27 protein-coding genes are annotated in these 26077 nt (G+C 65.4%); 15 read left to right on the plus strand and 12 right to left on the minus strand.

What is annotated here, in order from left to right; all coding sequences use genetic code 11:
• Positions 1 to 29: 29 nt before the first annotated feature.
• The 4 genes from rraA (at position 30) to aceA (ending at position 2673) form a co-directional block, all read left to right on the plus strand.
• Positions 30 to 527 (plus strand): ribonuclease E activity regulator RraA, encoded by a 498-nt coding sequence (gene rraA / locus KHO22_RS01575; RefSeq protein WP_211945327.1) that lies wholly within the window; start codon positions 30 to 32, stop codon positions 525 to 527.
• Position 528: 1 nt separating this feature from the next.
• Positions 529 to 945, plus strand: coding sequence for a gamma-glutamylcyclotransferase family protein (locus KHO22_RS01580; protein ID WP_211945328.1), 417 nt, complete (start codon positions 529 to 531; stop codon positions 943 to 945).
• A gap of 31 nt (positions 946 to 976) precedes the next feature.
• Positions 977 to 1186: a hypothetical protein gene (locus KHO22_RS01585; RefSeq protein ID WP_211945329.1), complete on the plus strand. Its 210-nt coding sequence runs from the start codon at positions 977 to 979 to the stop codon at positions 1184 to 1186.
• Positions 1187 to 1377: 191 nt separating this feature from the next.
• Positions 1378 to 2673 carry an isocitrate lyase gene (gene aceA / locus KHO22_RS01590; RefSeq protein WP_211945330.1) on the plus strand — a complete coding sequence of 432 codons (1296 nt, stop codon included), beginning with the start codon at positions 1378 to 1380 and terminating at the stop codon, positions 2671 to 2673.
• 219 nt (positions 2674 to 2892) lie between these two features.
• Here aceA and KHO22_RS01595 read toward each other — a convergent pair whose 3' ends face one another.
• A complete protein-coding gene (locus tag KHO22_RS01595) occupies positions 2893 to 3327 on the minus strand; it encodes a universal stress protein (RefSeq protein WP_211945331.1) in 435 nt (144 codons plus the stop codon).
• 186 nt (positions 3328 to 3513) lie between these two features.
• On the minus strand, positions 3514 to 4464 hold the full coding sequence (locus tag KHO22_RS01600; protein WP_211945332.1) for a LysR family transcriptional regulator: 951 nt from the start codon (positions 4462 to 4464) through the stop codon (positions 3514 to 3516).
• 251 nt (positions 4465 to 4715) lie between these two features.
• Between KHO22_RS01600 and KHO22_RS01605 the strand changes: the two genes are divergently transcribed.
• The 4 genes from KHO22_RS01605 (at position 4716) to KHO22_RS01620 (ending at position 8584) form a co-directional block, all read left to right on the plus strand.
• Complete coding sequence (locus KHO22_RS01605) at positions 4716 to 5417, plus strand: haloacid dehalogenase type II (protein WP_211945333.1); 702 nt, start codon at positions 4716 to 4718, stop codon at positions 5415 to 5417.
• 54 nt (positions 5418 to 5471) lie between these two features.
• Positions 5472 to 7058 (plus strand): malate synthase A, encoded by a 1587-nt coding sequence (aceB, locus tag KHO22_RS01610; RefSeq protein ID WP_211945334.1) that lies wholly within the window; start codon positions 5472 to 5474, stop codon positions 7056 to 7058.
• A gap of 169 nt (positions 7059 to 7227) precedes the next feature.
• Complete coding sequence (locus tag KHO22_RS01615; RefSeq protein WP_211945335.1) at positions 7228 to 7881, plus strand: DsbA family oxidoreductase; 654 nt, start codon at positions 7228 to 7230, stop codon at positions 7879 to 7881.
• 256 nt (positions 7882 to 8137) lie between these two features.
• Positions 8138 to 8584: a PaaI family thioesterase gene (locus tag KHO22_RS01620; protein ID WP_211945336.1), complete on the plus strand. Its 447-nt coding sequence runs from the start codon at positions 8138 to 8140 to the stop codon at positions 8582 to 8584.
• A gap of 27 nt (positions 8585 to 8611) precedes the next feature.
• On the opposite strand, the gene KHO22_RS01625 is transcribed toward KHO22_RS01620, so the two are convergent.
• From KHO22_RS01625 to KHO22_RS01640, 4 genes are all read right to left on the minus strand, one after another.
• Positions 8612 to 9478, minus strand: a complete 867-nt coding sequence (locus KHO22_RS01625) for a lysophospholipid acyltransferase family protein (protein ID WP_211945476.1) — start codon at positions 9476 to 9478, stop codon at positions 8612 to 8614.
• Between the two features lie 507 nt (positions 9479 to 9985).
• Positions 9986 to 10801 carry a MetQ/NlpA family ABC transporter substrate-binding protein gene (locus KHO22_RS01630; protein WP_211945337.1) on the minus strand — a complete coding sequence of 272 codons (816 nt, stop codon included), beginning with the start codon at positions 10799 to 10801 and terminating at the stop codon, positions 9986 to 9988.
• Between the two features lie 184 nt (positions 10802 to 10985).
• A complete protein-coding gene (locus tag KHO22_RS01635; protein ID WP_211945338.1) occupies positions 10986 to 11393 on the minus strand; it encodes a VOC family protein in 408 nt (135 codons plus the stop codon).
• 79 nt (positions 11394 to 11472) lie between these two features.
• Positions 11473 to 12156, minus strand: coding sequence for an SGNH/GDSL hydrolase family protein (locus KHO22_RS01640; RefSeq protein ID WP_230426698.1), 684 nt, complete (start codon positions 12154 to 12156; stop codon positions 11473 to 11475).
• 106 nt (positions 12157 to 12262) lie between these two features.
• Between KHO22_RS01640 and KHO22_RS01645 the strand changes: the two genes are divergently transcribed.
• On the plus strand, positions 12263 to 12739 hold the full coding sequence (locus KHO22_RS01645) for an SRPBCC family protein (RefSeq protein ID WP_211945339.1): 477 nt from the start codon (positions 12263 to 12265) through the stop codon (positions 12737 to 12739).
• A complete protein-coding gene (locus KHO22_RS01650) occupies positions 12736 to 14217 on the plus strand; it encodes a DHA2 family efflux MFS transporter permease subunit (protein ID WP_211945340.1) in 1482 nt (493 codons plus the stop codon). Before KHO22_RS01645 ends, KHO22_RS01650 begins: the two co-directional genes overlap by 4 nt.
• Before the next feature lie 21 nt (positions 14218 to 14238).
• Here the strand turns inward: KHO22_RS01650 and KHO22_RS01655 are convergent, their stop codons facing one another.
• Entirely contained in the window at positions 14239 to 14508 is a 270-nt protein-coding gene (locus KHO22_RS01655; RefSeq protein ID WP_211945341.1) for an acyl-CoA-binding protein, read from the minus strand.
• Positions 14509 to 14629: 121 nt separating this feature from the next.
• Between KHO22_RS01655 and tsaB the strand changes: the two genes are divergently transcribed.
• The 5 genes from tsaB to KHO22_RS01680 all read left to right on the plus strand — a co-directional run bounded on the left by tsaB (position 14630) and on the right by KHO22_RS01680 (position 18926).
• A complete protein-coding gene (tsaB, locus tag KHO22_RS01660) occupies positions 14630 to 15394 on the plus strand; it encodes a tRNA (adenosine(37)-N6)-threonylcarbamoyltransferase complex dimerization subunit type 1 TsaB (protein ID WP_211945342.1) in 765 nt (254 codons plus the stop codon).
• 56 nt (positions 15395 to 15450) lie between these two features.
• Positions 15451 to 15936, plus strand: a complete 486-nt coding sequence (gene rimI, locus KHO22_RS01665) for a ribosomal protein S18-alanine N-acetyltransferase (protein WP_211945478.1) — start codon at positions 15451 to 15453, stop codon at positions 15934 to 15936.
• Entirely contained in the window at positions 15933 to 16796 is an 864-nt protein-coding gene (locus KHO22_RS01670; RefSeq protein WP_211945343.1) for a uracil-DNA glycosylase, read from the plus strand. Before rimI ends, KHO22_RS01670 begins: the two co-directional genes overlap by 4 nt.
• A complete protein-coding gene (locus KHO22_RS01675) occupies positions 16777 to 17892 on the plus strand; it encodes a DUF1853 family protein (protein ID WP_211945344.1) in 1116 nt (371 codons plus the stop codon). The genes KHO22_RS01670 and KHO22_RS01675 overlap by 20 nt, the downstream gene beginning before the upstream one ends.
• A gap of 356 nt (positions 17893 to 18248) precedes the next feature.
• Complete coding sequence (locus KHO22_RS01680) at positions 18249 to 18926, plus strand: MarR family winged helix-turn-helix transcriptional regulator (RefSeq protein WP_230426699.1); 678 nt, start codon at positions 18249 to 18251, stop codon at positions 18924 to 18926.
• 39 nt (positions 18927 to 18965) lie between these two features.
• Here KHO22_RS01680 and KHO22_RS01685 read toward each other — a convergent pair whose 3' ends face one another.
• The 5 genes from KHO22_RS01685 to KHO22_RS01705 form a co-directional block, all read right to left on the minus strand.
• Positions 18966 to 19841: an intradiol ring-cleavage dioxygenase gene (locus KHO22_RS01685; RefSeq protein WP_211945345.1), complete on the minus strand. Its 876-nt coding sequence runs from the start codon at positions 19839 to 19841 to the stop codon at positions 18966 to 18968.
• Positions 19842 to 19924: 83 nt separating this feature from the next.
• Complete coding sequence (locus tag KHO22_RS01690; protein WP_230426700.1) at positions 19925 to 21682, minus strand: FAD-dependent oxidoreductase; 1758 nt, start codon at positions 21680 to 21682, stop codon at positions 19925 to 19927.
• A gap of 246 nt (positions 21683 to 21928) precedes the next feature.
• Positions 21929 to 22717: an enoyl-CoA hydratase/isomerase family protein gene (locus KHO22_RS01695; RefSeq protein WP_211945347.1), complete on the minus strand. Its 789-nt coding sequence runs from the start codon at positions 22715 to 22717 to the stop codon at positions 21929 to 21931.
• Between the two features lie 18 nt (positions 22718 to 22735).
• Positions 22736 to 24496: a CocE/NonD family hydrolase gene (locus tag KHO22_RS01700; RefSeq protein WP_211945348.1), complete on the minus strand. Its 1761-nt coding sequence runs from the start codon at positions 24494 to 24496 to the stop codon at positions 22736 to 22738.
• Positions 24497 to 24825: 329 nt separating this feature from the next.
• Positions 24826 to 25983, minus strand: coding sequence for a porin (locus tag KHO22_RS01705; protein WP_211945349.1), 1158 nt, complete (start codon positions 25981 to 25983; stop codon positions 24826 to 24828).
• Positions 25984 to 26077: the final 94 nt, after the last annotated feature.

Here is a 26077-nt window from a genome sequence, read left to right on the forward strand (position 1 = left end):
ACAGATTTTCTTCCTTGCAGGAGTTTTCGATGAAACATGCCACCACCGATCTGTGCGATGCCAACGAACCGCGCCTGGCCGACGGCACGCTGCGCGTCATGGCGCCGGGGTTCCGCGCGTTCGGCAAGCAACTGGCCTTTGCCGGGCAGGCTGCCACGCTGAAGATCTTTGAAGACAACTCGCTGGTGCGCGAGGCGCTGGAATCGCCAGGGCAGGGCCGCGTGCTGGTGGTGGATGGCGGCGGCTCGATGCGCTGCGCGCTGGTGGGTGGCAACCTGGGGCTGCTGGCAGAGAAGAACGGCTGGGTCGGCATTATCGTCAACGGCTGCGTGCGCGATACGGCCGAGCTGGACGTCTGCGACATCGGCATCCGCGCTCTCGCCACGCATCCGCAGAAGAGCCAGAAGCGCGGCGCCGGCGAGCGTGATGTCGCGGTGCAGATGCCGGGTGCCGTGGTCCGCCCGGGCAACTGGATCTACGCGGATGCGGACGGCGTGCTGGTGTCGGAAGAAAAGCTGGGTGCCTGATATGACCAGGGTCTTTGTCTATGGCACCCTGCGCGCCGGCGAGGTCAACGACCTGAACGCCGCGGCGCGCGAACACGGCATTGCCGCGCCCACGCTGCTGGGCACGGCGACCATTGCCGGCCGGCTCTATGACTTCGGCGCGTATCCGGGCCTGGTGCTGGATCCCCAGGCCGGTCCGGTGGTCGGCGACATCTATGAGGTGCCCGACGCCCTCGTGCCGGTGCTCGACGAAATCGAGGAGATCTATCCCGGTCAGTCCTCGCTGTTCGTCAGCGAACAGCACACCGTGCTGCACGACGGCCAGCGCGTGAACTGCCTGCTGTATCCCGTGGCCGATGCGGCGGTGCCGGGCCTGCCGCGTATCGAGAGCGGCGACTGGGTGGCTTACCGCAAGTCACGCGATACAGCTGCGGCCTGATATCTCTCCGAGTCGGAAACGGCGCCCATCCGTGGCGCCGTTTTCTTTTGGGGGCGAGCGTTCGGCCACGCCGGGTTCGCCACTCGCCAGCAGTGCGGGCGCGTCAGCCTTTTTCTGCGCAAATTTCACGATGTGGGAAATTGTTTTGGCCGGCAAAATTGTTGGTTTGCAGGGCACAACACAATTTCTCATGATGAAAGATTCTGTTCCGCATCATGAAATGAAATCTGTAATCTATTGATTTTGTTGAATAAAAAAGCGTAGTGCAAACTGCGTTCAACGCTTGTTGCGACGCGGGACGATTCCCTAAACTCTTATATAAGACACAGGATCTGAGACGCAAAAAACGCGTCACCGGCCGAGAAGAACGAAACAGGCCGGACGTCACCAAGCTTTCTTTGCCATCCCCCAATTTGTCGCTAGGAGAGTGAAATGAACCGCGAACAACAGATCCAGGCTCTGCAGAAGGATTGGGACAGCAACCCCCGCTGGAAGGGCATCAAGCGCAACTTCACCGCCGAAGACGTGGTGCGCCTGCGCGGTTCCGTCCAGATCGAGCACACGCTGGCCCGCCGCGGTTCCGAAAAGCTGTGGAACCTGCTGCACACCGAGCCGTTCGTCAACTCGCTGGGCGCGCTGACCGGCAACCAGGCCATGCAGCAAGTGAAGGCCGGCCTGAAGGCCATCTACCTGTCGGGCTGGCAAGTTGCCGGCGACGCCAACCTGGCCGGTGAAATGTACCCCGACCAGTCGCTGTATCCGGCCAACTCGGTGCCGCAAGTGGTCAAGCGCATCAACAACACGTTCCAGCGTGCCGACCAGATCCAGTGGAGCGAAGGCAAGGGCGACACCGACTTCTTCGCGCCGATCGTGGCTGACGCTGAAGCCGGTTTCGGCGGCGTGCTGAACGCGTTCGAACTGATGAAGTCCATGATCGAAGCGGGTGCCGCCGGCGTTCACTTCGAAGACCAGCTGGCTTCGGTGAAGAAGTGCGGCCACATGGGCGGCAAGGTTCTGGTCCCGACCCGCGAAGCCGTTGCCAAGCTGACCGCTGCCCGTCTGGCTGCCGACGTGTCCGGCGTGCCGACCCTGGTGATCGCCCGTACCGACGCCGAAGCCGCCGACTTGCTGACCTCGGACGTGGACGAAAACGACAAGCCGTTCTGCACCGGCGAGCGCACCGTGGAAGGCTTCTACCGCGTGCGCAACGGCCTGGAGCAGTCGATCTCGCGCGCCCTGGCCTACGCTGAAGTGGCTGACCTGGTGTGGTGCGAAACCGGCAAGCCGGATCTCGAGTTCGCCAAGAAATTCGCCGACGCCGTGCATGCCAGGTTCCCGGGCAAGATGCTTGCCTACAACTGCTCGCCGTCGTTCAACTGGAAGAAGAACCTCGACGATGCCACCATCGCCAAGTTCCAGAGGGAGCTGGGCGCGATGGGCTACAAGTTCCAGTTCATCACGCTGGCCGGCTTCCACTCGCTGAACTACTCGATGTTCAACCTGGCCTACGGCTACGCCCGCAACCAGATGAGCGCATTCGTGGAACTGCAGGAAGCCGAGTTCAAGGCGGCCGAGAAGGGCTTCACCGCCGTCAAGCACCAGCGCGAGGTCGGCACCGGCTACTTCGACGCCGTGACCCAGACCATCGAAGGCGGCCAGTCGTCGACGACCGCCCTGAAGGGTTCGACCGAAGACGAGCAGTTCTTCGAAGACAAGAAAGTGGCCTGACTCTCCTGGCCACCGTTTGCTGAAACATAGATCGGGGGGAACCGAGCAGTCTCTAGGTTCAGCAGACCAGGGAAGCGCGTGCGACCATCACGCGCTTCTTTTTCAGGCACCGCGCCGTTTCTCTCAGGGACGGCGCGGTTTTTTTCGTCTGGTGCCAGCGTAACGAAGCTGCCCGCACCAGCTTAGCCGGTCCGGGCCTTTCATTGAGGATTGAAGCCGTCAGCGATAGACGATCACCGGAATGTCGGTGTGCGTCAGCACCTTCTGGGTTTCGGAGCCCAGCAGCAGCCCGGACAAGCCGCGCCGGCCGTGCGAAGCCATGAAGATCACGTCGCAGCCATGGCGCTCCGCGGCGTCGATGATGCCCAGATAGGGCACCGCGAACGTCGACATATCGGCATCGAAGGTCACGCCCGCAGCCGTGGCGAGGCTCTCCACTTCCTTGAGGTACAGCTTGGCCTGGTTTTCGATACGGTCTTTGAAGGCCTGCGGCGCCTCGACCACGATCTCGCTGAACGGGGTGTACGGATACTCTTCGAGGCAGACATAGGCGGTGATGCGCGCGCCAATGGCCTTGGCCAGTTCCAGTCCGCCGTTGATCGCCTTCTTGGAGAGCTCGGAACCGTCGGTGGGTAGCAGGATGTGTTGGAACATGCAGGACTCCTTTCACGCGGGGGATGAGGGGAGGGCAGGCCCGGTTGCGACCTTCACGCGACCTTTGCTTGCGACCGGAAAGCGCCTGTCTGAAATGCATTGTAGACAGTGTGCCGAGTAGGGCATTGCGCTATATCAATTGCTTCAGAGTACGACAGCGCACGTTCGCCGACGCGCGCACCGGTTCTAGCCCGCCACGGCGGCAATCGCGGGCCGCGCGGGTGCCTGCTCGGTCCGGCGCCAGTAGGCGGGGTTGCCATAGGTGTTCTTCAGGTGGTCGATGAACAGCCGCACCCGCAGCGGCAGGTGCTTGCGCTGCGGAAACACCGCGTGGATGCCGATGGGGGGCGCCTGGAACTCGTCGAGCACCGTCACCAGCCGGCCGCTGGCGATTTCATTGCCGACCTCCCACCAGGAGCGCCAGGCCAGCCCGTGGCCCTGCAGGCACCATTCATGCAGCACGGCGCCGTCCGTGCATTCCATGGTTCCGCCGACCTTGACCGTGACCGCACGGCCTTCCTGCTGGAATACCCAGCCACGCTGCACGTTGGCACTGGCGCCGAATGCCAGGCAGTTATGGCGCTGCAGGTCCTCCGGCAGTGCGGGCGTGCCAGCGCGCGCCAGATAGTCGGGCGATGCCACCACCACACGGCGTGTTTCTGCCAGGCGGATCGAAACCAGGCTGGAATCGGGCAGGTCGCCCAGGCGAATGGCGCAGTCGAAGCCTTCGTTGACGAGATCCACCACACGGTCGGACAGATCCAGCGTAATCGTCACATCGGGGTGCGACTCGATGAACAGCGGCACCAGCGGCGCCACATGTTTGCGTCCATAGCCCGCCGGGGCCGTGACGCGCAGGTGCCCGCTGGCCTTAACGCCGCCCGCGGAGACGCTGGCCTCGGCGTTGTGCAGGTCATTCAGGATGCGCTGGCAGTCTTCCAGGAAGGCGGAGCCTTCGAAAGTCAGGCTGATCTTGCGCGTGGTGCGGATCAGCAGCTTGACGCCCAGCCGCTCCTCCAGCGCGTCGATACGCCGCCCGATGATGGCAGGGGCTACGCCTTCAGCCGCCGCCGCGGCGGACAGGCTGCCGCGCGAGGCAACGGATACAAAAGTCTCCAGTTGTTTGAAATGGTCCACGAATGTTTGTCTGCGATGCCTGCGCGATCACCCGCGCGAGCCGGCGGACGGGGATTTTGCGCAAATGGGAGGGAATTGGTGTTTATTGTCGAACAAGTCAGCCAAGATTAGATGTCGAAAAGTAAAAGATCAAGTGACCCGGGCCGACTTTGCCGCACTGCAGCGACTGCCTACAATGCCATGCATCCAGTGGTGTACAGCCCCACGCAACCGCCTACGGCAAGACCTGAACCAGGGAACCAGAGCGCCTCATGAACAAGATCCGCGCAGTCGTCTTCGACGCCTACGGCACGCTGTTCGACGTGTATTCCGTCACGGCGCGCGCGGAGCAACTGTTCCCGGGCAAGGGCGAAGCGCTGGCGCTGCTTTGGCGCGAACGACAGATCGACTACACGCGCATCCGCAGCATGGCCGGGGCTGACGGCAAGTACTACAAGCCGTTCTGGGCCCTGACGGTGGATGCGCTGCGCTATGCCGCGGAGCGGCTGCGAATGACGCTGGACGACGCGACCGAGGCGCAGCTGCTCAAGGAGTACACGTGCCTGTCGGCCTTTCCGGAGAACCTGGGCGCGCTCAAGCGGCTGCGCCGCGCCGGCCTGCCGCTGGGCATCCTGTCCAACGGCAATGCCGAGATGCTGGATATCTCGGTCAAGAGCGCGGGCATGCATGGGCTGTTCGACCACGTGCTGTCGGTCGACGCCGTGCGCCAGTACAAGACCGCCCCGGAGGCCTATGCGCTCGGGCCGAAGGCATTCAAGCTGCCGGCTGAAGAGATCCTTTTCGTCTCTTCGAACGGCTGGGATGCCTGCGGCGCCACCTGGTTCGGCTACACCACGTTCTGGATCAATCGTGCCGGCCATCCGGCGGAGCGGCTCGACGTAGCGCCCTCCGGCACCGGGCACGACATGAATGACCTGCTCGAATTCGTCCGCGCCAAAGGCGTGGACGTCTGAACGACAACGAGCGGCCGACCCTCTAACCAGCTATCGACTAACAGGAGAAGACTGATGGCTATCACGCTGCCCGCGGGCATGAAGATTACCGGCGAGATCCTGCCGGCCTACGAAGATATCCTCACGCCGGAAGCCCTGGCCCTGGTAGACAAGCTCCACCGCGCCTTCGAATCGCGCCGCCAGGAATTGCTGGCCGCCCGCGTGGAGCGCGCCAAGCGCCTGGACGCCGGCGAAGTCCCCGACTTCCTGCCCGAGACCAAGCACATCCGCGAAGGCGACTGGAAGGTTGCCCCGATCCCCAAGGCCCTGGAATGCCGCCGCGTGGAGATCACCGGCCCGGTCGAGGCCAAGATGGTCATCAACGCCTTCAACTCGGGCGCTGACAGCTACATGACCGACTTCGAGGATTCCAACACCCCGAACTGGCACAACCAGATGCAGGGTCAGGTGAACCTCAAGGCCGCCGTGCGCCGCACGCTGACCCTGGAGTCGAAGGGCAAGCAGTACAAGCTGAACGACAAGATCGCCACGCTGCAGGTGCGTCCGCGCGGCTGGCACCTGGACGAAAAGCACGTCACCATCGACGGCAAGCGCGTCTCGGGCGGCATCTTCGACTTTGCGCTCTTCCTGGTCCATAACGCCAAGGAGCAGATCGCCCGCGGCGACGGCCCGTTCTTCTACCTGCCGAAGATGGAAAGCCATCTGGAAGCACGCCTGTGGAACGACATCTTCGTGATGGCCCAGAACGAAATCGGCCTGCCGCAAGGCACCGTCAAGGCCACCGTGCTGATCGAGACCATCCTCGCCGCGTTCGAAATGGATGAAATCCTGTACGAACTGCGCGAGCACAGCGCTGGCCTGAACGCCGGCCGCTGGGACTACATCTTCTCGTGCATCAAGAAGTTCAAGAACGACAAGGACTTCTGCCTGGCCGACCGCGCCAAGGTCACCATGACTGCGCCGTTCATGCGTGCCTATGCACTGCTGCTGCTGAAGACCTGCCACTACCGCGGCGCGCCCGCCATGGGCGGCATGAGCGCACTGATTCCGATCAAGAACGATCCGGAGAAGAATGCCATCGCCATGCAGGGCATCATCAGCGACAAGAAGCGCGATGCCACCGACGGCTACGACGGCGGCTGGGTGGCCCACCCGGGCCTGGTCGAGCCCGCCATGAAGGAATTCGTGGCCGTGCTGGGCGACAAGCCCAACCAGTTCGAGAAGCAGCGCCCGGACGTGCACGTGAAGGGTTCCGACCTGCTGGACTTCCAGCCGGAGACCCCGATCACCGAAGCCGGCCTGCGCATGAACATCAACGTCGGCATCCACTACCTGGGCGCCTGGCTGGCCGGCAACGGCTGCGTGCCGATCCACAACCTGATGGAAGATGCGGCCACCGCCGAAATCTCGCGTTCGCAGGTGTGGCAGTGGATCCGCTCGCCGAAGGGCAAGCTGGAAGACGGCACCAAGGTCACAGCCGAACTGGTGCGCAAGCTGATCCCGGAAGAGCTGGCCAAGGTGAAGGCCGAGGTTGGCGGCGAGACGAAGACGTATGACCGCGCCGCCGAGATCTTCGAGCAGATGTCGACGTCGGAAGATTTCGCCGAGTTCCTGACGCTGCCGCTGTACGAGGAAGTCTGAGTCGTCCAAGGCTTGATGAAGTGAAAAACCCGCGGTATTCGCCGCGGGTTTTTTGCGTTTTGGGAACGCGCGCAGTGCTCTCACCCGCCCATGCTGCTTCTGCAAGCCACGGCAATTCGCGTTACCCTGTTCGCCGCTACATTTCCAGGCCATTCACGCCACAGACACCATGACTCAACCGCTTCGCATCGACTTTGTTTCCGATATCTCATGCCCTTGGTGCGCCATCGGCTTGTCCTCGCTGCAGCTGGCGCTGTCGCGCCTTGGCGATGAAGTGGACGCCGAGATCGCCGTGCATCCGTTCGAGCTGAACCCGGACATGGCGCCGGGTGGCGAGGCCATCGTGGAGTACCTCGGGAAGAAGTACGGACGCACGCCGGAACAGATTGCGCAGACGCAGGCCATGATCCGCGAGCGCGGTGCGTCGGTCGGCTTCACGTTCGGGGCGCGCACGCGCGTCTACAACACCTTCGATGCGCATCGCCTGCTGCATTGGGCCGGGCTTGAAGGCCGCCAGCTGCCGCTCAAGCTGGCGCTGCTGGAGGCCTACCATACCGAGGGCAGGGACCCGAGCAACCACGATGTGCTGGTCGAGGTCGCAGAGTCGGCAGGGCTGGACGCCACGCGAGCGCGCCAGGTGCTGCAGGGCAGCGAGTATGCCGACGAGGTGCGCGAGGCGGAGCGGGAGAACCAGTCCATGGGTCTGACTTCAGTGCCGGCGATCATCTTCAATCGACGCTATCTGGTGAGCGGCGGGCAACCGGTGGAAGCCTTCGAGCAGGCGATCCGGGACATCCTGGCGGAAGCAGCGACGGTGCCTTGATTCCGGCGCAAATCGCCCGATGCCGGCACCAGCATTTACAGCGGCAAAAGGCACGGTTCGCGAAATCGAGCTTTACGTGGAGGGGCAAATTGCCGGAAGTTACGGTCTTGCTGTTGCTCGATAGAAAACGGTCCGCGCTTCCTGATGACTGCCGCACATGGTGTCCGGCCATCCATGCGAAAGTGGCGGGAGCGCCAACCACCCCCTTATTGCCTGCCAGGCGCGTGCCTCCGCCAGGAGCGCGCCGATCTGTGAAATGAAAGACCATTCTCCCGAGACCGCCATCGCCGCGGACGTCGTCACCCGTGAAGAGAGCAGCGGATTCTGCCTCGATAATCCCGCACTGGAAAGCGCCGGTGTCAGGATCACCCAGTGGCGCCGCGATTACGTCGAGCTGGAACTGGACGTTGCGCCCCACATGCTGAACCGCAGCCGCGTGATCCACGGCGGCACCCTCTGCACCCTGCTTGATGCCGCTACCGGTTACTCGGGCCTTTACGCGCCCGCGGGCGAGGCGCCGCTGCACGCCGTCACGCTTTCACTGACCTCGAACTTCCTGAGTAACGGGACCGGCAAGCTGCTGACCGCGAAAGGGATGGTCGACCGGCGCGGGCGTTCGATTTTCTTTTCCCGCGCGGAGGTCTGGCTGGACGAAGCGTTGCTGGTCGCGACCGGCGTCGCGACAATGAAGTACCTGAAATAGGCGCGATGCCTGGCAGGCTGTCGGCAGTTACGTCGGACTGACGGCGCCGGCGCCATCCGCGTCGGGTGCCACGGCGCCCGACGGAACCTTGTAGCGGTTGTACCCCCACAGATACTGCTCGGGGAAGCGCCGGACCATCTCTTCCACCTCGGCATTGATCCACGCCGCCTGCTCTTCAGCCGTCGGCGGCATGGGCCCGGTCAGGCGCTTTACGTGCATTTTCCAGCCGCGCCCGCCAGGCAGGCGCTCGCCAGCCGCAATGATGAGCGGCGCGCCGGTTTGCGAGGCGAGCTTGCACGGCAACGTGATCGTATAGGCCTTGCGGCCAAAGAACGGTACCCAGACGCCATCGCCCTTGGGCGCCTGGTCGGGCAACAGGCCGACCGCCTCGCCTTGCCGCAAGGCGCGCACGAAAGCGCGCACGCCTTGCGCGGTGGCGGGAACCGCCTTCAGTTTCGACGCGCCGCGCACGGTGTCGAGCAGGTCCCGGAACAATGCCTTGCGATGGGGCCGGAACATGATCGTCAGCGGGATCCGTTCCGCGGCGTAGCGGGCCGCCAGCTCGAAGCATCCCAGATGCGGCGTCAGCATGACGAGTCCGCGGCCTTCCGCCAGGGTGTTCTCGATCACCTCCCAGTCTTCGCAGATGACCTTGTCGAAGCAGTCGTCGAGGCGAAACCAGACATGGGCCAGCTCGGTCATCATGGCGCCGGTCTCACCCGCGGCCTTGCGCGCAAAAGACGGCGCGGCGAAGCCGGCCTGGATGGCGTTCTGCTGCAGGTGCCGACGGTATCCGCCGGGCAGGGCATAGACGAGCCGCCCCAGCATGCGCCCGGCCGCATGCGCAACGGGCAACGGCAGTGCGGCAACCAGCCGGACCACCGCGGAGAGCATGCGACTTGGGAAAGGCAGACGTTGAGACATGGTCACGTATTGAAAGGTGGAAGACTGGCGCGATCCCGCAGGCCCTTTGTAGCCGGCCCAGCAGCGGCGCACGGATGAGACTGGCGTGCCAGTTCATTCCGCGGTGCTTGCCGGCCGTTTCAATTGCCGGGCCGCATGCCGGTCTCGGGAGTGGCTTCCCAATGCGTCGAAGTGACGCCGGCTTGCATCCCGAACGGGCCAGCAAATCAGGCTACAAGGGGTGTTTATCGCTTGGGCGTGCCGGCTCACGCGGGGTGTCCACGATGCACCGCGTGTGACGGGCAGGGGGCCTGTCAGGTGTCAGCGTGAAATCGTTGGCGCGGCGCGGCATGCGTGAGCTCTTGCGTTGAAGAACGCTCACTTTAGCATGCATCGATTGGCGGCCCGCCGGTTTCCCCGCCGAAGCGGGGTCGGTATGGGTGCCAGCCCGGATGGAAGGGCAGGCGGATGCGGGACAAGCCCGCATCTATCCATCCATCAGAACGACGGAACCATCGCGCCCTTGAACTGGGTCTTCATGAACTGCTTCACGTCTTCCGACTGGTAAGCCGCCACCAGCTTCTTCACCCACGGCTTGTCCTTGTCCTGGGTGCGGACCACGATGATATTGGCGTACGGGCTGTGGATGTCTTCCAGGCCAATCGCGTCCCGGGTCGGCTGCAGGCCGGCGGCCAGCGCGTAGTTGGTGTTGATGACCGCGGCGCCGACGTCCGGCAGGGCGCGCGCCAGCTGGGCGGCGTCGAGTTCGACGATCTTCAGCTTCCTGGGGTTCTCGGCCACGTCCAGCGGGGTCGCATTGTTGCCGTTGGTGCCCGCGCCGGCCTTGAGCTTGATCACGCCCTGGGACTGCAGCAGCAGCAGTGCGCGATTCTCGTTCGACGGATCATTGGGCACTGCCACCTTGGCGCCCTGCGGCAGGTCCTTGGGCGACTTCAGGTTCTTCGCGTAGATGCCCAGCGGCGAAATGTAGGTGTAACCCACGCTCGCCATCTTGTAGCCGCGCTGCTTGATCTGGCTGTCCAGATAGGGCTGGTGCTGGAAGCTGTTGGCGTCCAGGTCGCCGGCGTCGAGCGCGGCGTTGGGCTGCACGTAGTCGTTGAATTCCACGACTTTCACGTTCAGGCCGTTCTTCTTGGCCACTTTCTGCACGACTTGCCAGACTTCGGAGTCCGGACCACTGACAGTGCCCACGCGGATGGTCTGCTCCTGGGCCGACACGCTGCCCGCGGCGGCGATGAGGCCAACGGCGGACACGGCAACCGCCAGACGCTTGTAAAGGGAGATGCTGCGCATTGGAGAGTTTGGATGTTGTTGGAAGCTTGTGGCTTGAAAGGCGCCTCACCCCGGTCCGGGTGCGGTCGGGCGGGCGAGGCCAAAGATTAACGCAATTGCGTCCAAACGGGGCAGCGCAGGGGATTTGGGCGTCTATTTCTTTCTCATATGCTTATGAAGTCGGTTGGGGTCAAAAAACTGGCATTTAATGGCGCCGGCCTCCATACCCCTGGCCCCGCCACTCAATAAAACAAAGCCCATGCCCGAACGGGTCCGACAGCGTGGCCTGCCGGCCCCAGTCGAACTCCTGCGGCCAGTCCTCGATCTCCGCGCCGGCCTCCAGCGCGCGTTCGATGGCGGTTTCGAGGTTGTCGACGACAAAATCGAGATGCACCGGCGTCCAGTGCCGGCGGTAGTCGCGCCGGGTGTCTGCGCGCGTGGTCGGGCGCGAGCCGGGCGGCTTGGCGAGCAGATAGATGGGGGTGGCGCCGCCGGTCATCTCGGCCACGGTATCGTCGAACAGCTTGCGGCTCAGGCGCAGGCCCAGCCCTTCCTGGTAGAAGCCGATGCCTCGCGGCAGGTCATCGACATCGATATTGATCAGCAACTCCATCACGGTCTCCTGACGGCTTTGGGGGAAATGCCCGCGCATTGTGCGCCCGCGCTCCTGACAACTCCTGTCAGGAGGGATGTCACCGGGCGAGAAGTTCGCGCACCACGGGCCGCAGCGCGACGCCGAGCGCCTGGTGCGCATCGGCATCGAGGTGGACACCGTCGACGGCGCTGCTCTGGATGACCGTGCCGGCATCGAACAGCGGGCATGCGAGCGCGTCGCATACCTCGCGCACCGCGTCCGGCAAGCCCGCCCACTTGTGCTCGCCACCGGCGAACTTGGGCGCGAGCGGGCCGCGCGGCGTGCGGATCGGCGGCGGCACGACGACCAGCACCGGCGGCACCGGCATGCCGGGCTCGATCGGCGCCGTGCGGATGGCGTTGACCAGGGCGCCGATGCCCTGCGCGGCATGCCAGGCGTTGTGCGGGTGCATCGACTGGAAATCGTTGTTGCCCAGCATCAAGACCACGAGCGCGAGCGGGGAATTGATCTCGATGCGCTGCGCGAGCCCTTGCAGGCCGTTGCGCCCCGGCTTGAACGGGTCGTCCCAGACCGTGCGGCGGCCGTTCAGGCAGTCCTCGATGATGCGGACCGGCGCGCCGCCATCGGCGTTCAGCCCGAGTTCAAGCCGGCCCGGCCAGCGTATCGGGAACGGAAGGCGCCGGCGCGTGCCAGGCACGATGCCCCATGAGAGGGAATCGGCATACACCAGGACTTGCATGGGATCGGCTTGATCGGCTTCAGGACGCGTGGTGAGGGACATGCAGTGGCTCCGGACAGGCGTGGCGCGGATGCTGCGCTGCGCAGTGAAATGGTGCTGACGAACAGTCAAGACACTTCATAATATCGACTACACCAAAACACGGAGAATGAAGTTGCGTTTCGAGCACTTGGTAGAGATCAACGATCCAGGCAATCCTCAACTGGATCCGCTCACGCCCGACCAGCTCTGGCAAGGCCTGGTCCTGCGCGCCGAGTCGCCCGAACTGTTCGTCCTGGGCCTGGACCGGGCTGAAGTCGTCGGCCGCGGCGACGGCTGGATCGATCGCGTGCTGCATTTCGGCGCGGCGACCATCCATGACCACGTGGTGTTCGAACCCCGCCGCCAGGTTCGCTACGAGACCGCCGCGACGGCAGATCATGCCGGCGGCACCTTGACGATGGCGATCGAGACCCCCGCGCCCGGCGCGCTGCTGCTGCGCTTTGTCTACCACACGACCATGCCGGCGGTGGACGCCAGCGGCGACGACCGTTATGCCGAGATCGTCAAGTCCGCCTACCACGAGGCCGACATCGACACCGTCCGCAATATCCGCGAGATCGCCGCTACGGGGCGCCTGGGGTGAGCCGGGCCCCGCACGCGCCGGAGAGTTCCGGCGGCGGGTCGGGAGAGCCGACCCGGGCGGCGCTGCGCGCGCGTTATGGCGACCGGCTGCGCTGGCTGGTGCTGGTCACGCTGATGCTGGGGACGATGTCGTCCATTGTCTCGTCCACCATCATCAACGTTGCCATTCCGGACCTGAGCCGGCATTTCGGGCTCGGCCAGGAGCGCGCCCAGTGGGTGGCGGCCAGCTTCATGATCGCGATGACGCTGGCGATGCTGCTGACGCCCTGGCTGCTCAACCGCTACGGCCTGCGGCGCACCTTCCTGGGCGCGCTGGCGCTGCTGGGCGTGGGCGGATTGGTGGGCGGGCTGTCGCCGACCTACGGCGTGATGATCGCCATGCGCGTGGCCGAAGGCGTCGCGGCGGGCATCATGCAGCCGCTGCCCAGCATCCTGGTGCTGCGCGTGTTCGATGAGCGCGAGCAGGGCAAGGCCATGACCCTGTTCGGATTTGGCGTGGTGCTTGCGCCGGCGCTCGGGCCAAGCCTCGGTGGTTTCCTCGTGGAAGCCTTCGGCTGGCGTTCCATCTTCTTCGTCGTGGTGCCGCTGACCCTGCTGGGCGCCCTCATGGCGCGGCGCTTCATGGCGGTCGATTCGGCCATGATGGGCGAGCGCAAGCCGCTGGACTGGCGCGGGCTGGCGCTGGCCGGCATCGCGACGGTCTGCCTGCTGAACGGGCTGGTGGAAATGCGCGAAAGCGTGGCCGCGGGCATGCTGCTGGCCGGCCTTGGCGTCGTGCTGACCGTGGTGTTCGTGATGTGGCAGCTGCGCGCGGCCGATCCGCTGATGGACATGCGGCTGTACAGCTACCGGCAGTTCTCGGCAGGCGCGGTGGTGGCGCTTATCTACGGCGCGGGCCTGTTCGGGTCGACCTACCTGCTGCCCGTGTACATGCAGATGGCGCTGAACTACACACCGTCGCGCGCGGGCCTGGTGTTGCTGCCGGCCGGCGTCGCGCTGGCCCTGACGATTGCAGTGGCGGGTCGCTTGACGCAGCGGGTGTCGCCGCATTACCAGGTGTCATTCGGGCTGGCCCTGCTGGCGCTGTCGTTCCTGCTGATGGCGACGGGCTCTCCGTCCACGCCATATCTGCTGCTGGTGGCGCTGGCGGTGCTCGGGCGCATTGGCCTCGGCTGCATCCTGCCGTCGCTGACGCTCGGGTCGATGCGCGGCGTGGATTTTTCGCTGATCGCGCAGGGATCGAGCTGCATCAATTTCGTGCGGCAGCTTGGCGGGGCGATCGGTGTCAGCCTGGCCGGCGTCGGCCTGCAGTGGCGGCTGAACCAGCATGGCACGGTGCTGGGGCAGGGCGCGGATGCGCTGGAGCAAGCCGCGCGCATCCGCGCCTTCGATGAAACCTTCCTGGCCGTGGGCGTGGTGATCGCCACGGCCATCCTGGCGTCCTGGCGCATCCGGCCGAAGCCGGTGCCGCTCGACTGAGGCGGGCGGCGCCGGCGGACCTCAGTTCGTGGCGCCGCTGCGCAACTCTTCCACGAGGGCGATGTAGCTTTCCATCGCGGCGTCCCGGGTGGTGCCCTTGAGGGCTTCCCACGCTTCGAACTTGTAGCGGCCGACGAAATCGGTCATGCCCGGCTTGTCGCCGTGGGCGTCGCCTTCGCTGCCTTGCTTGAACAGGGCGTACAGGCGCAGCAGCGTCATGTTGCTGGGGCGCTCGCTGAGTTGCTTGACGTCGGTCTGGGCCTGGTCGAAGCGGGCTTGCAGGTCACTCATGGGGTCTCCTGGAGAGTCCGGGGAAAAGAATGGCCCGATGATAGTCCCCAATCCGGCACGCAGGTCCGCCAAAAAACCGAGGAAGGATTCGGTTTGGGGCGCCACCGGCTACAATCGCGCCATGTCCTGGATTCTTGCTGTCGAAACTTCCACCGAGTGGTGTTCTGTTGCACTGGGCCGTGCCACGGCGGATGGCGCGGTCGAGTCATGGTCTCGCCATGACCATACCGGCGCGCGGTCGTCCGCACGCGTGCTGCCCGCGGCCGGCGAACTGCTGGCCGAAGCCGGCATTGCGCTGGCCGATTGCTCGGCCATTGCCTTCGGCGCCGGCCCGGGTTCGTTCACGGGCCTGCGTACCGCCTGCGGCGTGGCCCAGGGCCTGGCCTTCGGTGCCGGGCTGCCGGTCATTCCGGTCAATACGCTGATGGCGTGCGCGGAAAGCGCCCGCGGCGCCACGCCCGCCCTGCCGCCTGAAGTATCCGTGCTGGTCGCGCTGGACGCGCGCATGGATGAAGCCTATTCCGCCGCCTTCCGCTGGGACGCAGCCGCGCACGAATGGACGACTGAAACGCGGATGCAGGTTGGTCCGCCGGAAACCGTGGCCTTGCCAGCCGGCGAATTCTGGGTGGCCGGCAACGCCGCCACGGTGTTTGGCGAACGGTTGGCCGGCCTGGCGCGCGCCGCGCGCGTGCTGCCCGAGGCCATGCCCCACGCGCAGCCGCTGGTGGCCATCGCGCTGCGGGCCCTGGCGCGCGGCGAGGCCATCGATGCCGCCCTGGCCATGCCGATCTACCTGCGCGACAAGGTCGCCCAGACCATCGAGGAGCGCGAAGCGGCCGCCGCCGCCAAGGCCGCCGCGCAAGGGGCCGCGAGGAGTACATCGTGAGCGTGAGCTACCGCGCGGATACTGCCGAGTCGTCGGACTGGCCGGAGGTTCCGGTCATGCCCGCCCTGGCCCATGGCTGGGTGCTCGCACGCATGAGTGCGCTGGACCTGCAGGCGGTGGCGGAGATCGAATCGCGCGCCTACAGCCATCCCTGGACGCGCGGCAATTTCGAGAACTCCATCAAGGCCGGCCATATGGGCCTGACCCTGCGCGATCCGTCCGGTACGCTCGTGGCGTACGTCGTGCTGATGCCCGTGGTCGACGAGATGCACCTGCTCAACATCACCGTGGAGCCGCGCCGGCAGCGGCAGGGGGTGGGCCGCCTGATGCTGGCGGTGACGCTGGCGACATCGCACACGCACCACCTGCATACGATGCTGCTGGAAGTGCGGCCTTCCAATACCGGAGCGCTGGCGCTTTATCTCGAGGCAGGTTTTGTCGAGATCGGCCGGCGCAAGGGCTACTACCCGGCGGCCGGCAACGCTCGCGAAGACGCGCTGGTGTTGCGCCGGGCCTGGCCCGGCAGCGAGGACGCAGCATGAGCCGCCGCGCACAGTTCCTTGAGGTGCTGGGCATTCCCACGGAGTGGGTGCCGCGCAAGCCGGTGGGCGCGCCGCAGGATGCCGCTGCGGAGCCCCACCGCGAGGCCGCCATGCTGGCCGGGCCCGAGGCGCAAACCGAACCCCTGCTGGCGCCGGAGTCCATCGAAGCACGGCTTGTGGAGGTCATGGACCTGGAGCCGGACCTTGAAGAGCCGGCGCCACCTTTCGTCGCCGAGCCCGAGCCTGAGCCCGAGCGCCCCGCTGCCGTCCCCGATCGCGAAGCTGCCATCGCCGCGATGGAGTGGCCCGCACTGGATGCCGCTGTGGCGTCCTGCACGGCCTGCGGCCTGTGCCAGACGCGAACCAACACCGTGTTCGGCGTGGGCGATCGCCAGGCGGAATGGATGCTGGTCGGCGAGGCGCCCGGCGAGAACGAAGACCTGCAAGGCGAACCGTTCGTCGGCCAGGCTGGCAAGCTGCTGGACAATATGCTGGGATCGCTGGGACTCGCGCGTGGCCGCAACGTCTTCATCGCCAATGTGCTCAAATGCCGTCCGCCGGGCAACCGCAACCCGGAACCGGCCGAGGTCGAGCAGTGCGAGCCGTTCCTGAAGCGGCAGATCGCGCTGGTGCGGCCCAAGGTCATCGTCGTGCTGGGCCGCTTTGCCGCGCAGTCCCTGCTGCGCACCACCACCCCGATCGGCAAGCTGCGCGGCACTGTCCATCGCTACGAGGGGATTCCCGTGGTGGTCACCTACCATCCCGCCTATCTGCTGCGCACGCTGACCGACAAGGCTCGCGCCTGGGAGGACCTGTGCCTGGCCCGCGAGATACACGATCGTGCGGGAGCTCAGGCCTGACCTTTCGCTGAGCCACGGCGGCAACGGCGTGCACGCGCCGGCGCCGCCGCTGTGGCAACAGGCGCTGTCGCCACGCACGCGCGACCTGGCCTGGTGCACCTTGTCACCGGCCCTGCTCGCGGGCCTGCCGGCCGCCGGTGACAGCGTCGCGCGCCTGGCCCGCTGGCCCGCCGGCGCCCAGTCTGCCTGGGAGCACTGGCTTGGCCAGGCCGATCCCGCAGGCTTGCCCGCCACCATTACCGAACTCGCCAGCGGCATTGCCGATGCGTTGCCCGAAGAGCCCGGCCGCGCCCGCAGCCTGCGCCTGGGGCGCCATGCCGAACGCCTGCTGCAGTTCGCGCTGCGCCATGCGCAGGGGCTGGAATTGCTGGCGGCAAACGTACCGGTCAGACGCGCGCACGGGCGCGGTATCCAGACGCTCGGCGAACTCGACTTCGTCTGGCGGGACCAGGGCAGCGGCGAGGTGGTGCATTGGGAAATGGCCGCCAAGTTCTACCTGATGGTCGATGCCGGCGACAGGCAAGCGCTGGGGCTGCGCGGGTTTGTCGGGCCGAACCTCGTCGACCGGCTCGGCGACAAGCTCGACCATATCGTGCACCGGCAGCTGCCGCTGGCTCGCACGGCGGAGGCGCTGGGATTGCTGGGCAGCGCGGTCGATCGCAGTGAAGTCTATCTGCTGGGGTGGCTGTTCTATCGCGACGGCCTGGTGCCGCAAGGATTGGACCGTCTGGGCATTGCCGGCAACCACTTGCACGGCTGGTGGTCCACGCTTGACGACTGGTTTGCGCGCGCCGGCCAAGCAGCCGGCACGCGCTGGTGCCGGTTGTCGCGCTCGGGCTGGTTGTCCGGCGCGCTGCTGGAAGAGGGCGACACCGAAGCGGCGGACTCCCTGCGCGAGGCGCTGGCCGAGCGCTTTGCCGATCCCCACCCCGACCACGGCTGGCGCCGTGAATCACCGATCATGCTGTGCGAGATGGAACCGGCCGGCGCGCAGGCGCCGGGCTGGTGGCGCGAGCGCTCGCGCGGGTTCGTGGTGCCGACCGGCTGGCCTGAGCGGGCCCTGGCGCGTGCGGCAATTGCTGCCACCGCCGGCTAAGAACCCATTTCAGAATGAGGAAGGGGCGCGAAGGCTGTTGCCGGGCCGCAGGGCTAGGCGTGGCCGACGCCGCGTGGTCATTCCACGCAAGGAGGCCACAACGACGCCATGCGGCCCGGCAACAGCCTTCCCTTCGGGTTCCATCCAGGCGTGGCGCATGCGTTGTTGCGGGCCTTGACCTTGGAACGACCAAGGCCGGCGGCCCACGCCTAGCCTGCGCCACGTGGATGGAACGCGTCCCCTTCCTCATTCTGAAATGGGTTCTTAGTGGCCTATGCGCTTCGTCGAGCGTTGGAACTTACGTACAATTGAGCGCGGCAGCGCAAAAACATTGTCCTTCCAGGGAAGCAAAACCGATGAGCCCCACCGCCGCAAAGCAGACTCCGCCCGCACGATCGCGCAAGAAGCCGGCTCCAGCCGCCCAGGCCGATGCAACCCGAAAGCCGCGCTTGCCCGGCAGCAGCCACATCGACCTCATCACGCTGCAGTGGCAGCATGAGCGCAGTGACCTCGACCTTTCGAACTTCCTGCTCGCGACCTATTTCATGCGGCTCGGCACGCTCATCGAACGCGCCTTTGACCGGCTGTGCCTGCGGGAATGGGGCATCAGCGGGTCCGACATGCGGGTCCTGCTCGCCCTGCGCCGGGGCGGTCCGCCGTATGCAAAGCGGCCGACGGATCTGTATCGGGCCCTGATCGTGACCTCGGGGGCGATCACGAAGAAGATCGACCGGCTTGCCGGCCACGGCATGGTGGAGCGCGCGATCGATCCCGGCCATGCCGGTGGCTTCATCGTGCATCTTACGAAGAAGGGAATCGAGACCGTTGAACAGGCGGTGGAAACGCTCGCCAACGAGTCGTCCATCGCACCGGCCATGTCGCAGTTCCCGGAGCATGAGCGTGCCGCGGGTCAGGCGTTCTGCCTCCGGACACTCTCCCTGATGGAAGAACTGGTGCTTCCGGACCTTGAAGACGATGCCGGGGCCGAGCCAGCGCCGGCCCGATCCAGGACGACCGGCCGGCAACGGAAATGACTGGCGCCCTGCCTTGCCGGGCTGGCGCCTGCGCCCGGGTTACTGGCCCTGCCCCGCCGGATTGAGCACGAATTCGTAGTCGAGCGTGTGGAACGCCGATGGCATCGCGGTGCCGTCCGGCGCCATGCCGGCAGGATGCTCGACCCAGTCCACGACCAGCGACGAGCGCACGCCGAACACGGCATCCGAGTCGAGGTACTGGTCTTCGTTGCGGAACAGGTGCGTGATCAATGGCTCATACCCCGGTGCCTTGATCCAGAAATGCAGGTGCGCGGGGCGCCACGGGTGCCGGCCGAGTGCGTCGAGCATGCGTCCTACCGGACCGTCATGCGGGATCGGGTACGCCTCCGGCAGGATCGACCGGAAATGAAAGCGTCCGTCCGGCAGGGTATGCAGGCGACCCCGCGCCTGATGCGCCGGGTCCGCATCGGTGTACTGCACGTCGTAGAAGCCGTCTTCATCGGATTGCCAGACTTCGATCTCCGCATCCGCCACCGGTTCGCCGTGCAGGCCGCGCACGCGCCCCGAGACAAAGCACGGCCGTCCCCTGGCGCCGTTGGACAGGTCGTCGCCATTCTCGTACCCGGGTGATCCGTTGACGAAGAATGGCCCCAGTACCGTGGCTTCCGTACATGCCGCCGGCTTGCGGTTGTTCTGCGTCGTCACGAGCATCGACAGCCCGAGAACGTCGGACAGCAGCACGAACTCCTGCCGCCGGTCGTCGGTGATATGGCCGACATCGGTAAGGAAGCCGATCGCCTGGTGCCATTCCTCTTCCGTCAGCCTGACGTCCCTGGCAAAGGCGTGCAGATGCCGGACCAGGCTGCTCATCACGGTCAGCAGCCGCTCGTTCCCGCACTTCGCCATCGCGGCCAGTACCGCCGGCGTAATGGTGTCTTCGTCGATGTTTCGCATCGTTCCTGCCTTCAGTTCCAGCGAACGATGAGCCCATGCCGCGGCCCATCGTCGCATGACGTCGCAATGTCTTCGGTCTTCTGTTACTGCCGGGAAAGCACGCCCGACAGGATCTGCAGCAGTTCCGCGGCCGGGTCCGCCGGCAGGGCAAAGCTGCGCCACGCGACGTGATGGTCCGGCCGCGTCAGCACGCACCCGGTGTCGCCGACCTCGCGGGCGCGCGCCCAGTCGCCGGTGTGGTCCGCATACTGCTGGCGCGGCCCGATGATGCGGACATCGATCTGCAGGCCGAGCTTCTTGCCGACCTTCTCTGCGGCTTCGCGCCAGGCCTCTCCGCCCACTCCGGTCAGGACGGTGAAACGGCCGTGCCCCGTCAGGTCCAGCGTGGAATGTTGCCGCCCGCGGGCATCGAAGACCCAGGCATGTGGCAGGCGCGCGCCGGGATAGGTGGTCGCCTGGTAATAGAGTTCCGGATCGCGCTCGAAGGCCGGCTCGGCGCTGCCATCGGTGGCTACGGCGCTGGACTTGTAGCGCTGGTTCATCTCCACCCCATGCGCATCCAGCTCATAGCGCTTGAACGCCAGCGCTTCGCGTATGGCTTCGCGCTGCGTCTCCGCGGCTTTAGTTGCCTGGCTGCGGGCATGCATATTGGCCTGCATGACTTCGGCATCCGTCGTTTCCGCGATGCCCAGTGCCTCGTAGAGCGGCGCGAACTCCGCGATCGACTGGTTGGCACGAGTCACGATCTGCTTCGCGATCGGCGCGCGTTCCGTCGTGTACGTCTGCAGCAGGTCCTCGCCGGCCTGGCCCTTGATGACTGCCGCAAGTTTCCAGGCCAGATTGAAGGCATCCTGGATCGACGTATTGGACCCGAGTCCGCCGGAGGGCGGGTGCCGGTGGGTCGCATCGCCCATGCAGAACACGCGTCCGTCCTGCATGCGCGTGGCGTACATATTGTTCACGGTCCAGGTATTCGCGCCGAGCAGCTCGATCTCCAGGTCCGGCTTGCCGACCAGCTGGCGCGCGATCGCGGTGGCCCGCTCCTGGTCGACCACGGGGGTCGGCTCATTGATGTCGTAGCCCCAGACAATCAGCCACTCGTTCCAGGGCCGGACCATGCGGATCAGGCCCATCCCGATGCCACCGACTTCGGCGCCCGGCTGCATGATCGGGTACAGCACGGCGGGGCGATGCGCGACCAGTTCGGAGAGATCCGCCCGGAACCAGATATTCATGGAACCCCGCACGCCCATCTGCCCTTCGAACGGCAGGCCCGCGTTCTTTGCGACGCGCGAGTTGCCGCCGTCCGCGCCGACCAGGTATCTGGAGCGGACGGTGAATTCTTCGCCGGTCAGCTTGTCGCGGCATTGCGTGACCACGCCATCCCCGGTCTGCGTATGCGACAGGTACTCGGTGCTCATCCGGGCCTGCGTCCCGCGCACGCACGCCGTCTTGAACAGGAGCGGCTCCATGAACGTCTGCGGAAGATCATTCATCCTGGCGGGGCTCGACAGCCTGCGCTCGGCCCGCGAGCGCGGATGCGAGCCCCAGCTCGGCACGCGCCCGATCTCCTCTCCGACCAGACTTTCGCAGAAGACGGTGCCACCCATCAGGTCCTCGTTGGTCGCGTGGAGATAAGCCTCATCCTCGACTTCCCTGCCCAGGTCGCGCAACACCTCCATCGTGCGCAGATTCGTGATGTGCGCGCGCGGCGTATTCGCCAGCCAGCGATAGTTGTTGACCACCACGTTATCGATCCCATAGGTCGAAAGCAGCGCGGCGCACGCCGAGCCGGCGGGACCCGTTCCAACAATCAGTACATCTGTCTTGATTTCCGGCATCACTCGTCTCCTGCCATTCAAGTGCCGTCACGCGTGGATCGACGGACGGCGAAATTCGTCATTCACCATCGGAGACTGGGTCTCCGTGGCCTCAAAGGAAAAAGAAGGCAGCACATGCAAAGGAGCCCGAATCGTCATGTGCTGCATCCTGCAAAAGCTGCGGTGCTACATGGGCCGGATTTGGCCCGGACTTGGCCCGGACTTGGCCCGGACTTGGCCCGGACTGGGCCCGGACTTGGCCCGGATTCACCTGCCGTAGAACACCATGTCCGGCGGCACCTCGTCGGCATCGAATGCCCTGGCGGTGCTGGCGAACCCCCGGTTCGCGTCCTCGGTCTCGTACAGGCCCATCGTCACGTCCAGCATGACCACATCGGCGGCGGCGACACCGCCGCCTGACCACGCCTTCAGCAGCGTGCGGGTCGCGGCGTAGGAGAGCGTCGGCCCGTCGGCAAGCCGCGCGATCAGTTCGTTCGCCACGCGATCGAGCGAATCGGGGTCCGCCACGTGGGTCGCGATCCCGAGTTCCGCGGCCGCACTCCCGGCAATGGGTTCCCCGAGCATGGCAAAGCGGGATGCGCGGCTGCGTCCCACGCGCTCGGCGAGCCTTTGCAGCGCGCCCGCGATCGGCAGCATGGCCGTCGTCACCTCGACGCACTGGAAGCGCGCGTCGCTCGCCGCCACGATGAAGTCGCAGCTCAGCGCCAGTTCGAATCCGCCACCGAATGCGGCGCCCTGCACCACGGCCACCGTGGGCACGCGCAGCCCCTCGATCGTGCGATAGGAGCGGTTCACGTGTGCGACGAACGTGCGGAACCAGTTCAGGTCCTTGCCCGGCCATTCGCGCACCTCACCGCCCAGGCTGAAGTTCGGCCCTTCGGCGCGGACCACCAGCACACGGATATCGGACTGGCTCGCTTCGCGGACCGCCTCCTCGAGGCATTCGGCAAAGCGCGTGTCGAGACGGTTGTAAGGCGGGTTCGCCAGCACGATGTTGCCGACGGGCCCCTTGCGTTCAAATCGAATGCTTTTCATGATCTTGTCCTTGGCCTTTCAGGTGTTCGCCGTCAGCGGAATCAACGGCAGCAGCAAGTGGGACGGATGGTCCGCGTCCCGGTAGACCTTGTGGGTGACGGTGTTGCTGTTGCAGACGTGATAGGGGATGTACTCGACATCCGTCATAGCGCCGGTCCCGGTCGGCACATCAAGGCTGCAGATTTCGATGCAGATGCGATGGCCCGCCTTGAACTGGTTGGCCGTTGCCAGCACCTGGATCTCGTATTTGACGATCTCGCCGGGCGTCACCGGCTTGATCGCGTCCTTCGTCAGCTTGTGGAACGGCTCCCCTGGCGTGGACCGGTCAGGATCGGTTTCGCGATAGGACGCCTTCAGCCAGCCGCGTGTCAGCTCGCGCTCCGGCAGCGTATCGGGCACGCTGCGTTCGCCAACGCGGGCGGTGACGACCGATACATCGGGCCCGACGTCTTTCAGCACCACGATCCAGTTCGTGTCGCTCTGGTCGATTTCCGCATGGAGCGTGAGGGAAATCGGGCCGGCAACGAGGACGTCGTGGGGCAGCGGGTCCGTCATGTAGCGCAACCGCTCGACCTTCGTGGTCATCTTGAGCGGCATTTGCGTGAACACATCGGGCTCGCGCTGTGCATTGCCGACTTCGGCCCTTGTACGGGGTGCTTCCGTGCTCAGCTTTTCCCAGCTCGACAGGTAGTACTTGGTCCATTGCGTTTCAGGCAGCGGCCAGTCACTGCCGGTGCGCCATTCGTTGGCGCCCATCGCCCAGTACCGCACCGGCGGCTCGTCCATGATGCCGGTGTCTTTGCCCTTCAACCAGTAGTCGTACCAGCGGATCACCTCGTCGTGATACTGGTGGAACGGACGCTCCAGGTGGGCGGGGCCGGTGAAGATCAGCTTGCGCGGCTGGTCGACATTCTTGAAATAGTGCTGCGCGCCGAGCCAGTGCAGCTTGTAGGTATATGCGTAAGCGCCCGATCCCGTGTAGAAGGGAATCTTGATCGACCGGAAGATTTCCTCGGCGCGGTCGACCGTACCCTCGGCCTCCCAGGGGTTGGTCATGATGTGGTACATCACCCGGGTACGCTGGCCTTTCTGGGTCAGGATGTTGTACAGGTTGATGTACATCTTGTAGTCGGGATTCGTCATGGCCGCACGCCATAGCGCTTCCTGTTCCTCCGGCAGCGTGCCCGGCACGCTGCGCGATTCATGCACGGTGCTGAAGACGTCCAGCAGGTACGGGAACGTGTGGATCACGCCACCGGGATTGAAATCCCGAAACCCGAACATGCCGCCGTAGGCGCTGCAGGCGTCGTAGGGAAAGATGGCCTTCAGGGCCGGATGCCCCTGGGCGGCGGCGCGCCATTGCTCTCCGGCAAACCCTGAGATACCCACCATCCCGACATTCCCGTCCGACCACGGCTGCTGCGTGATCCACTCGATCATGTCGTAGTGGTCGGTGTTCTCTTCGCCGTAGTGCCCTTCCGACTTGGCGGAGCCGCGCGGCTGGGCGATGACGTGCACGTAGCCGTTGGCGATGAACCGGCGCGTGTCGCCGGCCTCGATCGGCCCGAACCAGAGCGGTGCGTGGGCCGGCTGCGGGGGCAGCACGTCGGCAATATCGGGCCCCTGGAGGTCCTTGTTGTGCAGCGCCGAGGCGTACAGCACCGGAAACCTGCCATCGCCCTGGGGCCGATAGATATCGACCGCCAGGCGAGTGCCGTCACGCATCGTTACCGTGACGTCGCGCTCTTCAACCATGTCTCGCTCCATATTCGTTTGCATGTCTGCCTTCCACTGTCAGCGAAGCCGCGCCTTGCATTCGGCGTTCCTTGCATTCGGCGTCGCGCCGAAGTCCGTCGCTGTTGAAACCACTATATTTCCCGATCGTAAAGTTTTCAAGGTAAACTTCGCACCGTTTTCAAGCGGCTTGCATCGTGACGATGACTTCGGTTCGCCGGACCTTCAGAGATGTGTCCAGCGTGGGGAGCCCGCGACGCCCGCCAGGGATGCGCGAGTCACCCGTTGCGAGCATTGCAACAGGCAGTCGGCGGGCGCGGCGGAGGAAATGGGGCTGGTTGTGTCCAGCCCGGTGAAGGAAGCCCTGCCGGGCTTCAGAACTTGTGCCGGATACCCAGCGCGACGCCAAGCATGTTCGTCTTTGCCGGCGCCAGCGGATAGCCGTTGGAGAACCCGATCGACGCTGTGTCCAGCGCGAGGCCGGCGTTCTTTGCGTACGCCGTGGTCAGGTATACGTCGGTACGCTTCGAAAAGTTGTAGTCGGCGATGAACATGAGCTGCCAAGGATTGCCGGGCGGCCGCAGCGCCGGCAACGTCGACGAGTGAAAGTCCTGGTAGTAGTACTCCAGCGTCAGTGCAAGCGCGGAGGTGGCCTGGTAGGCAACGCCGGCCCAGTAGATGTCGTCACGCACCAGTGTCTGCTGCGGCCCGGTCGAACGTCCCCAGCGATAGCCGGCCTCGATCTTTGCCGGCCCGATAGCGTAGCCCATGGCCGCTGTGGCCTTCCTGACCGTGCCCGTCCCGAGGAAGGCGGTGCCATTGGTGACGCCCGGATTGACCTGGTCATAGGCGACCGTGGCGCTGAGCGCCTCGCCAAAGTAGGAAACCTGGGCACCGTATCCGGAATCGCGACGGAACTGGCCAGGAACTTCGCCGGCGCCGCCGATGGTGGCACCCCCGACGGTTCCAAAGCCGGCACCCGTTCCGAAGGACCAATGGGCGCCCACCGTGACGGGGCCGAAGGTGCCGACATACTTGACCGTGTTGTCTTCGCGGAATGCCGGGCCGACCACGGCAATCACCGGCTCATAGGTATTGGCGTAATAGGCTGGCGAGAAGTTGGAGAGTGCCTCGTCAAGCGACGTATACTGCCGTCCAAACGTGATCTGCCCGTAGGTGGCGCTCTTCAGGCCGACGAACGCCTGGCGGCCGAACAGGCGACCGCCCTGCTGCAAGGAGCCGGTGTCCACCCCAATGCCGCTTTCCAGTACGAACAAGCCGGTCAGCCCTCTGCCAAGATCCTCGGTGCCGCGGAAACCCCAGCGCGACCCCGACAGGCCACCGCCATTCACTGCGAACCGGCTGTCCGACCCGCCGCTCGCGTTCTTGACGTTCGTGGCAAATTCCACGTTCGAATCCACCACGCCATACACCGTCACGGCCGTCTGGGCCTGGGCAATGCCAACCGAGCCAACCGTGCCAACCGTGCCAATCGTGCCAAGCATGGCAAGCGGCAATAGTGATTTTTTCATTTTCGTCTCCCCTCTCCTTGTGCCGGAACCGTTCGCCGTGAAGGCGAGCGACGGCGAGGGCTGCTGCCGCCTTGCGGCGCGCCCTGTCGCACGG

It is taken from the genome of Cupriavidus yeoncheonensis (assembly GCF_905397275.1).
GTDB classification, from domain to species: domain Bacteria; phylum Pseudomonadota; class Gammaproteobacteria; order Burkholderiales; family Burkholderiaceae; genus Cupriavidus; species Cupriavidus yeoncheonensis.